The sequence below is a fragment of the Lentzea flaviverrucosa genome (genome assembly GCF_003350445.1).
In the GTDB taxonomy this organism is placed as follows: domain Bacteria; phylum Actinomycetota; class Actinomycetes; order Mycobacteriales; family Pseudonocardiaceae; genus Lentzea; species Lentzea californiensis.
The window spans coordinates 131,861-145,311 of the sequence record NZ_QQAU01000017.1 but is presented as its reverse complement, the minus strand read 5'-3'; the positions used below and the strand labels follow the sequence as shown (position 1 = coordinate 145,311).

Below are 13,451 nucleotides of genomic sequence, written 5' to 3'. Positions count from 1 at the left end.
CCCCTGCTGAATCACGCTGTACCTACGCTGTCACGTTGTGTGACCGACTCGGTACAGTTGTCGGGTGGGGACGCAATTCGCGGTGCTGGGCACCATCGAGGCTCGCGCCGGCGGCGAGGTGCTCGAACTGGGGCCGCCGAAGCAGCGCAGGGTGCTGGCCGTTCTGCTCCTGCATGCTGGGCAGGTCGTGCCGATCGAGCAGCTCGTTGACGCGGTGTGGCACACCGGCCGGCCGCACTGGCCCAAGCAGACGCTGCAGTCCTACGTCGCCAGGTTGCGACCCGTGCTGGGTGTGAAGATCGTGGGGAACTCAGACGGGTATCTGCTCGACACCACACCGGAATCGGTTGACCTGCACCGGTTTCGCGCACTTGTGCAGCAGGCTCGCGAGCTGCCCGACGCCGACGCGGCGGGAGCGATCGAGGAGGCCCTCGGGCTGTGGCGCGGCGAGCCGTTCCACGGCGCCCGCACGCCTTGGTTCGTCACGCAGCGTGCCACGCTTGTCGAGGAACGCTTCTCAGCGCGCCTGCTCCGCACCGACATCGCGTTGCGGCGCGGCGGGCACAGCGCGCTGGTGCCCGAGCTGATGGCGGCGGTCGCCGAGCATCCCCGCGACGAACGGCTGGCCGGCCAGTTGTTGCTCGCGCTCTACCGCGACGGGCGTCAAGCCGAGGCGCTGCGGTATTACGAGGACTTGCGCGCGCGTCTGCGCGAGGAACTGGGTACCGATCCCTGTGTCGAGTTGCGCCGCCTGTACCAGCAACTGCTCGCCGACGACAACGCGGCTCCGCGTCAGCTTCCCGCGCCACCGCGCGCGTTCGTCGGGCGTGCGGGTGAACGGGCCACTTTGGACAGTGCGGTCAGCGGCGGCGTGGTCGTCGTCGGCGGACCTGGTGGTGTCGGGAAGACCGCGCTCGTCCTGCGCTGGGCGCACGACCACGCCCACCTGTTCCCGGACGGGCAGCTGTACGTGAACCTGCGCGGCTTCGACCCGTCCGCTCCTCCCTCCCAGGCGAGTGTGGTGCTGCACGGGTTCCTGGGCGCGCTCGGTGTACTCCCGGAACGCATGCCGGACGACCTCGACTCCCGCAGCGCGCTCTTCCGGGAACGCGTCGCGGAGCGGCAAATGCTGATCGTGCTCGACAACGCGTGGAACGAGGACCAGGTCCGGCCGTTGCTGCCGGGCGGGGAGGCCTGCCTCGTGGTGGTGAGCAGCCGCAACCGGCTCACCGGGCTGACCGTGGGCGAGCAGGCGCGGCCGGTCACGGTGCCGATGCTCGCCGTCGACGAGGCGATCGCTCTGCTGGGCCAGCGGCTGGGCGGCGAGCGGCTCGCGGACACCGATGCGGCGCACGACCTCGTCAGGCTCACCGGCGGGCTGCCTCTCGCGCTCTCCGTGGTCGCGGCACGGGCGCTGGCACATCCCCGCTTTCCCTTGCGGGCACTGGTGAAGGAGCTCCAGGACGAACGCGGCCGGCTCGACGCGCTGGACGCGGGCGAACCGGCGTCCAGCGTGCGGGCCGTGACGTCGTGGTCCTACCACCGGCTCTCCGCGCCCGCCGCTCGGTTGTTCCGCCTGCTCGGCGTGCACCCCGGCCCCGATATCGACGTGGCCGCCGCGTCCGCGCTCGCCGGCACGGAGGCCGGGCCGTTGCTCGCCGAGCTGACCAGGGCGCACGTCCTGGACGAGCCAGTGCTCGGCCGGTTCGCATCGCACGACCTGCTGCGCGCCTTCGCCCGCGACGAGGCCACGCCCGAGGAAGCGCGGCAGGCGCTGGACCGGGTGCTCGACCACTACCTCCACACCGGGTTCGCCGCCGAACGCCACCTCTCGCCGCACTGGCCGCCCATCGACCTGACGCCGCCGAGTGCCGGTGCCGCCGGTTCCTACGACGAGGCGATCGAGTGGTTCACCGCGGAACGAGCGGTGCTGCTCGCCTGTGCCGACCTGGCCGCCCGTGAGGGCTGGGACGTGCACGCCTGGCAGTTGCCCTGGGTGCTGTCGACCTACCTCACCCGCAGCGGCCACTGGGACGACCGGGCCGCGACCCAGCAAGCCGCTCTCGCCGCCGCACGCCGGCTGGGCGACCACGCCGCACTGGCGGAGACGTTGCTGCTGCTCGGCCGTGGGCACAGCGTCCTGGGTGATCAGCCGCGCGCGATCGACGAGCTCACCGAGGCGCTCGCGTCCTTCCGCGCAGTCGCGAACCCCACGGGCGAGGGCATCACGCACTTCTCGCTCAGCGTCGCGCACGCCCGCCGCGAGAACGCCGTGGCGGCGCTGGACCACGGACGGCAGGCGCTGGCGTTGTTCCGCACCACAGGCGACCGCGCGTGGGAGGCGTTCAGTCTCTGTGCGACGGGCTGGTACCACGCGCAGCTCGGAGACCTCGACCTCGCGGTCGAGGAAAGCCTCGCCGCCCTGCGGCTGCTTGAGGACGAGGGCGACCGGGACTGCGAGGCGCATGCCCAGCGCACCCTTGGGTTCGTGCAGCGGCAACGCGGTGATCTCGCCGCGGCCGTCGGCCACCACGAACGCGCCCGTGAGCTCTTCCACGAGCTGGGCGACTCCTACAGCGAAGCCGTCACCGCCGACTGGCTGGGTGACGCGCTGCACGCCGTCGGCCGTGTTCCCGCCGCACGAGAGGCGTGGCGGCGTGCGGATTTCCTGTTCACCGAACTGGAGCTGAAAGAAGTATTCGCAGTGCGGGCGAAACTGGCGGGCTGATCCTTCAGAAGCCTGAAATTGCCAGCTCAGGCAGCCGGGACGGCATGTAGGCGAATCAGTAGAATTCGTCTACATGCGCAACGCCAAAACTGTTGTAGTTCCCCGCTCCTGGTATTTCAGCAAATCATTTTGGCGATACTGCTGGCTCAGGTTCTTCGACCTTCGCGATCGTCCTTTTCTCGCCGTGTCGGCGGTCGTCGTCCTGGGCGCGGTGTTCCTGATCGCCAGCCTCCCGGACGGGACCAGGCTCCTGGCCAAGCGCCCCGGCTGGTCCTGGCTCGAGGGACCTGGCGAGGCCAGCGCGGCACTCAAGGCCGCCCTGCCACCCGTCGCGTCGCTGCTGACGTGGATCAACTACGCCCTGGCGGCGTACCTGGTGGCCCTCGCACTGGTGTCGTGGCGGCACAAGCGGGCGGACCTCGTCCGGTGGGGGCTCGGAGTGCTGGTGGTGTCCACGTTCGTGTTGCACGGCATCACGTGGCTCTTCGTTCTGGGGCGGTTCCTCGTTCGCCTCTTCGTCGCGTTCGTCAGAGGGGCGGTCGGCCTCATCGCCCTGGTCGGGACGGCGATCAACGAATACGTGATCCAGCCCGTCGTCGGACTGTTCGTGTTCCTGCTGGGCGACCTGGTGTGGATCGGGGTGCTGATCGTCGTCGTGGTGGTGCTGGCGATCCTGGGTGACACCTGGCCGAAACACCTGAAGAGAACAATGTTGATCGTCGGTGTCTACTCCGTGGTGGTGGGCGTAGTGGTGGGCATCGCTCTCGGCTTGCGATCGCTGTTCGGCCTCATTTCGGGGCGGTTCTGGCAGGTGGTGGCATCGATCGGCGGCACCGTGCTCGGGTGCCTGCTCGCCGCCGTCGTGTGCTGGATGGTCGGGCGACTGTTCCTCGACCAGATCCGCAGTGGCGCGCACGCCGGCAGTGGCCGCAGGGGAGTGGTGATGGGCGCGATCGCCGTCGGGTCCACGCTGGCCGTGCTGATGCTCGTGGGCAACGTCCACGGGGCCTACGCGCTCTACCCGGCCGGCGTCGAGGCCTGGGCGCGGGCTGTCGTGCTGAGCGACGCGCCGAAGCTGGACGCGACGGTGACGCTGCTCGTGATCGGCCTGTGCGTGCTGGGAGTGCTGCGGAACCTGGGCCGGATGCGAGCTGAGCCGAGCGTGGAGGAGTTCCACCGCTCACTGATCTTCACGATCATCGGCGTCTACGTCGCGGGAAGCATCGCCGCGCTGGACAAGGAGACCTCGAACTGAAGCGGTTCCTGTCGGACCGAGGGGGTTCGCGAGCGTGAGATTCCAGGTGCTGGGGCCTGTGGAGGTTCGTGTCGGCGCGCAGCGGGTGGAGCTCGGGGGAGCCAGGCCCGCGACGCTGCTCGCCGTGCTGGCCACGGCCGTCGGTGAGGTCGTGGGGATGGACGAGATCGTCGAGGCGGTCTGGGGGAGCAGGTCGCCCCGAAACTCTCGCGCGGCGGTGCACACCAACGTCTGCGCGTTGCGCCGGGCGCTCACCGCCGACGTGATCGTGCGCCGGGGCGGCGGGTATCTGCTGGACGTGCCTCCGGAGCAGGTGGACGCCTGGGAGTTCGGCAGCCGGGCGGCGCGGGGGCGGAAGGCTCTCGGCGAGCACCGGCACGCGGAGGCCGCCGCCGAGTTCCAGGCCGCGCTCGCGTTGTGGCGGGGTGGCGCGCTCGGAGGTGCCACGGGGGCGTGGGCGGACGGGGAACGCGCGCGGCTGGCCGACCTGCGGCTCGCGGTCGTGGAGGACCAGCTCGACGTCGCCGCGACCACCGGGCTCGCCGTGGCACCCGTCGCCGAACTCGTCGCGCTGGTGGCCGCGAACCCGTTGCGCGAACGGTTGCGCGCCCAGGTGGTGCTCGCGCTGTCCGGCCTCGGCAGACAGGCCGAGGCGCTGGCCTGTTACGAGGCGGGCCGCCGGATCCTCGCGGACGAACTCGGGGTCGATCCCGGTCGTGAACTGCGGGACGCCCACCGGCGGGTGCTGGCCGGACAGCCCGCCGTCACCTCACCGGCGCAGCTGCCTCCGGACATCGCCGACTTCGCCGGTCGCGATGACGAGCTGGCCCGGCTGTGCCGCAGGCTGACCGGCACCTCGGACGTCATGCCGGTGGTGGCCATCTCCGGCCAGGCGGGAACCGGGAAGAGCACCCTCGCCGTCCGCGCCGCGCACCAGGTGCGGGAGCGGTATCCGGACGGTCAGCTCTACGCGTCGCTGCGAGGTGTGCGGGAGCCGGGCGAGGTGATCGTGCGCTTCCTGCACGCGCTGGGAGTGTCCGACGCGGCGATGCCCCGGTGCGCGGACGAGCGGATCCTGCTCTACCGCTCGCTGGTGGCGGGCAGGAGGGTGCTGGTGGTGCTCGACGACGCGGCGGACGAACGCCAGGTCCGGCCGCTGCTGCCGGGGTCGCCGACGTGCGCGTGCGTGCTGACCAGCCGGTCGCGGCCCAGCGCGCTGGAGGGTGCCGCGCACGTCGAGCTGGGCACGCTCGGCGAGGGCGAGTCGCTCGTGCTGCTGGACCGGATCGTCGGAGCTGGGCGGGTGGCGGCGGAACCGGGGTTCGCGCGGGAGGTCGTGCGGCTGTGCGGCCGGCTGCCGCTCGCACTGCGCATCGCGGGGGCCCGGCTGGTGTCGCGGACCGACTGGTCGCCAGGGCGGCTCGCGTCCCGGTTGCGGGAACAGCACAGGCTTCTCGACGAACTGGCGATCGGCGACCTGGAGGTGCGCGGCAGTCTCGCGCTCAGCTACACCGGGTTGTCCGCGAGTGCCAGGGCCGGTCTGCGCGGGCTCGGCTGGTTCGGGGTGCCGCACTTCGAACCGTGGCTCGCCGCCGCGCTGCTCGGCGTCGCGGCCCAAAACGCTGAGGACGTGGTCGACGAACTGGTGCGCGCGCGGTTGCTCGACGTCGTGGGTGCCGGGCGCTACCGGCTGCACGACCTGACGAGGACGTTCGGCTGGGAACTCGCGGAGGCCGAGGACGTGCGGCAGGACCTGCTGGACGCGGTGGAAAGGGTGGCGCGCGGCTGGTCGCGGCTGCTCGCCCTGCCCGCCACGCAGGAGTGGTTCGACGCCGGGCAGGCCGCGGTGGTGCACACCGTGGAACGGGCCTGCGAGCTCGGCCTCGCGGACGTCGCGGTGCGCCTGACGGTCGACGTGTGTACCTCGAAACTGGCCGCTGACAACAAGTTCAGCCTGCGCTGGCAGACGCACAGCGTGGCACTCGACGCCGCCGTGCGGGCCGGTGACGTCGCGGGGCAGGCCGAACTGCTGGCCGGACTCGGGTGGTTGCGCCGCGAGCAGGACCGGCTCGACGAGGCAACCGCCTACTACGAGCGGTCGAAGGAGAAGTACGGCGAAATCGGTGACAGCGGTGCGATCACCGCGATCAAGGTGATGCTCAGCGAGGTGCTGCGCGAGCGCGGCGACCTCGCCGGCGCGCTGGACCTGGTGACTGCGGTGATGCCGGACCTCGCCGACGCGGCGCTGACGGCGCGGGCCTGGCACGGCAGGGGCAAGGCATTCACCGAACTCGGCCGCCTGCCGGAAGCCGTCGGGGCACTGGAACGTGCCCGCGAGGCGTATCTGCGGCTGGTCGAGCCGAGAGAGGTCGCCCTGGTCGAGCGGTCACTGGCCATCGCACACCGAGCGGCCGGGGCGTTCGGTACCGCGGAACGGCTTTCAGCCCGCGCGCTGCGCACGTTGCGTGACCTCGGCGACCGGCACATGACCGCCTACGCCGTGCAGGCGTGGGCGAAGGCCCGGATCAGGCAGGGCGGGCCGGACGAGGTGCACGACGCGTTGCAGGAGGCGCTCGTCACCTGCCGCGGGCTGCAGGACGGGTTCGGTCAGGCACTGGTGCTGCGCACGCTCGGCGAGCTCGAACTGGCCCGTGGCCGCCCCGAGGAGGCCTGCCGTCAGCTCGGACTTTCGCTGCAGTGGTGGGATGCGTTGTCCCTGCCGTTGTGGCGCGCACGATCTCTGCGCGACATGGCCGTGGCGCACCGAGTGCTCGGCCGCCCGGCTGAGGCGGGCAGGGCGTGGGACGAGGCCAGAGCGTTGTTCGTGCGGCACGGCAGCAGGGAGGCGACGGAACTGTCCCCGCCCCTGCCGGGCTCGCAGGATCTTCACAGAATTCTGTGAGAGCTACTCCCTAGCGTCGATCCCATGAAACTCAGAGCACTGGCAGCGTGGCTGATGGCCGCGCTGCCGATCACCCTGGTGGCGGTGAACCCGGCTCAGGCCGACACCGCCTACGTCACCGAGGCGGCGGGGCACGCGCAGGCGGAGAAGACCGAATACGGCATTCCCGCCTCCGTGAGCATCGCCCAGTCGATTCTGGAGTCCAACTGGGGCAAGAGCGGGCTTTCCAGGAACTACCTGAACTTCCACGGCCTCAAGTGCGGGGCGCCGGACCGGCCGGGACCCATCGCGACTGGGTGTAAACAGCTCCCGACGGTCGAGTGCCCCGGCGGCAACTGCGGTGGCACCAAGGCGTACTTCCGGGTCTTCGCCTCGATGCGGGACTCGTTCCGCGACCACGGCCGCAACCTGACCACGAACTCCGCCTACGCGCACGCGATGCCGTTCCGCAACGACCCCGACCGCTACATCCGGGAGATCGCCCGGCCGTACGCGACCGACCCGGCGTACGCCGACAAGGTCATCAAGGTCATGCGGGACAACAACCTCTACCGGTTCGACAGCGGTGGCCCGCTGCCCGCGCCGCAGGAGCTGGTCATCGGCGGAGGCGACACGGACTTCACCGGTGACGGCAGGGCGGACATCGCCACCTTCACCCGTGGCGCCGCCGCGGACGTGTTCGTCGCCTCCTCGACCGGGACCGGCTTCTCCGGCACGGCGGCGAAGTGGCACAACGACTTCGCCTTCCACAACGAGATTCCTCTGACCGGTGACTTCGACGGCGACGGCAAGGCCGACGTCGCCACGTTCACACGCGGCAGTGCGGCCGACGTCTTCGTGGCGTTGTCCACGGGCAGCGGCTTCAACGGCACGAGCGTCAAGTGGCACGACAGCTTCGCCTACAACGACGAGGTCCCGGCCGTCGGTGACTTCAACGGTGACGGCAAGGACGACATCGCGACCTTCACACGGGGTGCCGCGGCGGACGTCTTCGTGGCGTTGTCCACCGGCTCCGGCTTCTCGGGCACGACCGTGAAGTGGCACGACTGGTTCGCCGCGCACAACGAGGTCCCCGCCGTGGGCGACTTCAACGGCGACGGCAAGGACGACATCGCCACCTTCACCCGCGGCTCCGCCGGTGACGTCTTCGTGGCGACCTCCACCGGCACCGGTTTCTCGGGCACGACCGTGAAGTGGCACGACAGGTTCGCCTTCGACGGTGAGGTGCCGCTGGTCGGTGACTTCAACGGGGACAAGAAGGCCGACATCATCACGTTCACGCGCGGTGCGGCCGGTGACGCGTACGTCGCGCTGTCGGACGGCGCCCAGTTCGTCGGTGACGGCCTGAAGTGGCACGACAGCTTCGCTGTCGGCACCGAGACGCCAGGGGTCGGTGACTTCAACGGCGACGGCAAGGACGACATCGTCACCTACACCCGAGGCGACGCAGCCGACGCCTACGTCGCGACCTCCACCGGCGGGGGATTCTCCGGTGACGGCGTGAAGTGGCACGACTGGTTCGCGACGGGTGCCGAGATCCCGGCGCCCGCAGTTCTCTGAAACACCCAAGGGGAAAGCCATGCACCACAGGAAACTCATCGCCGCCGCGATGTGCGGGCTGACGGCACTGACCGTCACCACAACCTCGCCCGCGAGTGCGAACGACGCAATGGGCGACGTCTACGTGTCGCTGTCCGACGGGGGCAAGTTCGTCCAGGACGGCTGGAAGTGGCACGAGTTCTTCGGCGTGGACAACGAGATCCCGCTCACCGGTGACTTCAACGGTGATGGCAAGGACGACGTCGTCACCTTCACCCGCGGCGACCGGGCCGACGTGTACGTCGCGCTGTCGTCAGGAGAAGGCTTCAGCGGCACGGGTGTGAAGTGGCACAACGACTTCGCCTTCGGCACGGAGACGCCACTGGTCGGCGACTTCAACGGTGACGGCAAGGACGACATCGCCACCTTCACCCAGGGCAACACCGGCGACGTCTTCGTGGCGCTGTCCACCGGCAGCGGTTTCGACGGCACGTCGGTCAAGTGGCACGACTGGTTCGCCGTCGGTGGCGAGGTTCCGGTGGCCGGCGACTTCAACGGCGACGGCAAGGACGACATCGCCACGTTCACCCGCGGCGAGGCGGGTGACGTCTTCGTGGCGTTGTCCACCGGTTCCGGCTTCTCGGGCACGACGGTGAAGTGGCACGACCGCTTCGGCTTCCAAGGCGAGATCGTCGACGCCGGCGACTTCAACGGTGACGGCAAGGACGACATCGTCACCTTCACCCGCGGCGACGCGGGCGATGTTTTCGTCTCGTTCTCCGACGGCACCAAGTTCGTCCAGGACGGCTGGAAGTGGCACGAGAACTTCGCTTTCCGCGCGGAGATCCCCGAGGTCGGTGACTTCAACGGGGACGGCAAGGCGGACCTCGCGACGTTCACCCGTGGTGGCGCGTCCGACGTCTACGTCGCGACCTCGAACGGCACCGCGTTCGTCGGCGACGCGCTGAAGTGGCACGACCGGTTCGCCCTCGGCACCGAGATGCCGCGCATCGGTGACTTCAACGGGGACAAGAAGGCCGACATCGCGACGTTCGTGCTCGGTGGCGCTGCCGGACTGCGGACCACCATCGTGAACATCGCCAAGGGCGAGATCGGTGTCGCCGAGCCGAACTGCAACAAGTACGGGCCGTGCAACGGCGGTGGTACCCCCTGGTGCGCCATGTTCGCGACCTGGGTGTGGGAGCGGGCCGGAGTGAAGGGTGTGCCGCGTCGCGAGTACGTCGCGACCGCCCTCGGCAGCTGGGGCCAGCAGCAGGGCACGTGGAAGCCGCGTCCGGCAGGCCAGGTCGGCAACCCGCAGGTGGGGGACTGGGTCGTCTACGGCGCACCGGGTAGCGGTATGGGCGGACACGTGGCGGTCGTTGTGGCGGTGAACGGCAACGGCACGATCACCACGGTCGACGGCAACTCCGGCCCCGGCACGAGGTACGTGCACCAGTCGACGATCGACCCGCGCACCGCGAAGGCGAACGCCAACAGGTCCGTCTCCGGCTACGTCAGCCCTCCCGGCGCCTGAAAGGCATCCGATGAACTCCCGTTCACTCGGGGGCTCCGCACTCGCCGCGATCATCCTCGCGGCGAGTGCGCTCGCCCTCCCCGCCGCACAAGCGGCACCGGCACCGGACAACGGGCCGGTCGGCTGGGACGCCTACCGCAGACTGGACCGGCTTCCTCAGCTGAACCCGGCGCGCACCGGGCAGTTCTCCAGCTTCGGACGCGACGGCAGCAACACCGGCGACGGCTTCAGCGGTGAGTACTCCTGTCTGCGCAAGGACGACACCGGATGCGTGCTCGCCGAACGCAGCGGTCCCGGCGAGGTCGCGTCGATCTGGTTCACCCAGGGCGCAGGCGGCCGGGAGGGCGACGTGAGCGCCACCGGCTGGATCCGCGTCGAACTCGACGGTCACACCGTCGTGCAGCGCTCGTTGCAGGAACTGGTCGACGGGAGGGAGGGCGCGCCGTTCGTGCACCCCCTGGTCGCGAACGCCGACCAGAGCTCTGGTGGCGTGTACGTCAAGGTTCCCATGCCCTATCGGGAGTCCATGCGGATCACCGTGCAGCACAACCCGAACTTCTACCACGTGGCGTACCGCGACTTCGCCTCGGCGGACGGGGTTCGCGCGTTCGACAGATCCGATCGCGCGGAGGACGTGCTGGCGACGTTGCGCGCCTCCGGCACCCGTGATCCGAAGCCGCCCGTGCCCGATGCCAAGACCGCCACCAGGACGGTGAGGGTTCCGGCCGGCGGCCGGGTGCAGCTCGCGCAGCTGACCGGACCGGGCACCATCAACGCCCTGCGGCTCAGGTTGCCCGCGTACGACAACTCGCTGCGGCTGCGACTCACGTTCGACGGCAAGACCACTGTGGACAGTCCGGTCGGCGAGTTCTTCGGCAGCGGGCTAGGACAGGCCGGCGTGCGGTCGCTCATGTTCGCGATGGACGGGCCGTGGCACACCACCTGGTGGCCCATGCCGTACCGGTCCTCCGCGCTGCTCGAGCTCGTGAACCCGGGAAAGGCCGTGACCGTCACCTCCGAGGTGACATCGGCACCGCGTGCGTGGACCGAGTCGTCCGGCCACTTCACCACCCAGTCACGCGCCGGCCGGACCGAGGACGGCCGGGACTGGACGATCGCCGACGCGGGCGGACGCGGCAAGCTCGTCGGCGTCACGCAGACGATGCGCGGCCTGGAATCCACCGGACATTTCCGCGAATACCTGGAGGGCGACGAACGGGTGCACGTGGACTCCTCGCCCTCACCGTCGTGGCACGGCACCGGCACGGAGGACTTCTACGAGGGCGGCTGGTACTTCCACCGCCAGGAGTTCAGCGCACCCCTCAACGGCAACACCCTGCACCAGAAGGAGACAGCCGGCTGCCCGCGCGAGTGCGACAGCGTCTACCGGCTGCTGCTGTCCGACGCGATCGGCTACTCCAGCGCGCTGCGGTTCGGCATCGAACACGGTCCGAGCAACACCTTCGACGCCGACTACGCGTCGACCGCGTACCTGTACACGCGGCCGGAGCCGGCGAGCAGGCGGACCGACGTGCTCGATGCCGGAGATGCGGCGAGCCGGGCCGCTCACGGCTGGACCGAGACGGGCGGCACCCAGTCGGAGCTGACCGCCCAGTTCGAAGGCGACGACAACGACGTGCCGGTGCGCGACGACGTTCGCACGAGCACGGGCCCCGTGTCGTTCCGGATAGCGGTCACACCGGACAGTCGTGGTGTCGTGCTACGCCGCACGAGCGACCAGTCCGTGCCGGCGCGCGCGGAGGTGCTGGTGGACGGAACCCCCGTCGGCACCTGGCACCAGCCGTTGTACAACAGCACCTCGCGCTGGCTGGAGGACTCGTTCACGCTGCCCGCCACGGACAAGGCGCAGCTCACCGTGACACTGCGACCGAGCGGCCCGTGGACGGCGGCCCGGTACGCGGTGGAGTCACTGGGCGAACCGGTAGCGGACACGAGCGCCCCTGCCACACCCCAGGTCACGCTCACCGGCACGCGGGCACGTTCACTGGGCCTGGCATGGAAACCGGGCACCGACGACGTCGGCGTCGACGGGTACCGGGTCCACGGCTCGCGGTCGGCGTCCGTGCCGATCACCCCGCAGACGCTGCTCGGCACCAGTCGCACCACGTCGTTCCGGCACGCCGCGCTCACCGTCGGCTCGACGTGGCACTACCGGGTCGTCGCGGTGGACGCGGCGGGCAACGCGAGCGCACCGTCGGCCGTGGTGTCGGCGACCGTGAAGCAAGCACTGGCGTCTGATGTGGACGGTGATGGCAGGGCGGACGTCACGACGTTCACCCGTGGTGACACCGCCGACGTGTTCGTCGCGAGATCGGACGGCTCCAGGTTCGTGGGCACGTCCGCGAAGTGGCACGACGACTTCGCGGTCGGCGGAGAGATCCCACTGACCGGTGACTTCGACGGTGACGGCAGGGCGGACGTCGCGACGTTCACCCGAGGCCGGAGCGCGAAGGTCTTCGTGTCGCTGTCCGACGGCTCCAGGTTCGTGCAGGACGCCTGGCAATGGCACGGATTCTTCGCGGCGGACGACGAAATCCCTCTCGTCGGCGACTTCAACGGCGACGGCCGCGACGACATCGTCACGTTCACCCGCGGCGACAGGGGTGACGTGTACGTGGCGCTTTCCACCGGCTCGTCGTTCGCCGGAACCTCCGAGAAGTGGCACGACCACTTCGCGGTCGGCGTGGAGACTCCGGCGGTCGGTGACGTGAACGGCGACGGACGCGACGACATCGTCACCTTCACGGGTGGCGCGGTGTACGCCGCGATGTCCACGGGTTCGTCGTTCGCAGGTGACGGCATCCGCTGGCACGCAAACCTTCCTGGACGGCCATCACTGGGTGACGTGGACGGTGACGGCCGGGCGGACGCTGTCACTTTCAACGGCGGCAAAGTGATCGTGGCCCGGTCGACCGGGTTCGACTTCGGCGCCGCCACGGTGTGGCACGAGCGGTTCGCGGTCGGGGACGAGGTTCCCGGCGTCGCCGACTTCACCGGCGACGGCCGCGCGGACATCGTCACGTTCACCCGAGGCGGCGCGGGGGACGTGTACGTGGCCACCTCCACCGGCGCCGGCTTCGCGGGTGACGGCGTGAAGTGGCATGACCAGTTCGCCCTCGGTACGGAGCTGCCCCGCCCGTCGATCTGACGGGTCCGCCCCTGAGCCCGGCCGCCGTTGCGGCCGGGCTCAGAGTCAGCTCTGCGCCGGAGGAGTTCGACTGCGGGCGGCGCAGTCCCTGATCGGCTTCATCACGGGCAGCCTGCACAGCCGTGTGCTCGGGCCGGTCGAGGACGACAACGCCGTCGGCGAGTTCCGGTCGATCGACGAAGAAGAGTGGCTGAGCTCGTCCTAGGCGAGCTCCCCTCAGGTACGTAGATCCCGCTGTGCGACCTGGACTTGCCCGGACGCTGCCACTTGGAGAAGAAACTGGCAGCGAGCAATGTCCCACGCGCTAGGCGGAGGGCAGTC

6 protein-coding genes are annotated in these 13,451 nt (G+C 70.0%); all 6 read left to right on the top strand.

Features of this window, described 5'->3' with window-relative positions; genetic code table 11:
* Window positions 1–64: 64 nt before the first annotated feature.
* The 6 genes from DFR72_RS38515 (at window position 65) to DFR72_RS38490 (ending at window position 13,130) form a co-directional block, all read left to right on the top strand.
* The gene (locus tag DFR72_RS38515; RefSeq protein WP_090071666.1) at window positions 65–2,728 is read left to right on the top strand and encodes an AfsR/SARP family transcriptional regulator; all 2,664 of its coding nucleotides are present in this window, start codon (window positions 65–67) and stop codon (window positions 2,726–2,728) included.
* Between the two features lie 184 nt (window positions 2,729–2,912).
* On the top strand, window positions 2,913–3,983 hold the full coding sequence (locus DFR72_RS38510; RefSeq protein ID WP_090071668.1) for a hypothetical protein: 1,071 nt from the start codon (window positions 2,913–2,915) through the stop codon (window positions 3,981–3,983).
* A gap of 34 nt (window positions 3,984–4,017) precedes the next feature.
* Window positions 4,018–6,885 (top strand): AfsR/SARP family transcriptional regulator, encoded by a 2,868-nt coding sequence (locus DFR72_RS38505; protein ID WP_090071670.1) that lies wholly within the window; start codon window positions 4,018–4,020, stop codon window positions 6,883–6,885.
* A 24-nt stretch (window positions 6,886–6,909) separates the two neighbouring features.
* The gene (locus tag DFR72_RS38500) at window positions 6,910–8,445 is read left to right on the top strand and encodes a glucosaminidase domain-containing protein (RefSeq protein ID WP_245983821.1); all 1,536 of its coding nucleotides are present in this window, start codon (window positions 6,910–6,912) and stop codon (window positions 8,443–8,445) included.
* Window positions 8,446–8,464: 19 nt separating this feature from the next.
* Window positions 8,465–9,961 carry an FG-GAP repeat domain-containing protein gene (locus tag DFR72_RS38495; protein WP_114773925.1) on the top strand — a complete coding sequence of 499 codons (1,497 nt, stop codon included), beginning with the start codon at window positions 8,465–8,467 and terminating at the stop codon, window positions 9,959–9,961.
* Between the two features lie 10 nt (window positions 9,962–9,971).
* Window positions 9,972–13,130, top strand: a complete 3,159-nt coding sequence (locus DFR72_RS38490; RefSeq protein WP_114773924.1) for a DUF2961 domain-containing protein — start codon at window positions 9,972–9,974, stop codon at window positions 13,128–13,130.
* The last annotated feature ends 321 nt before the right edge of the window (window positions 13,131–13,451 follow it).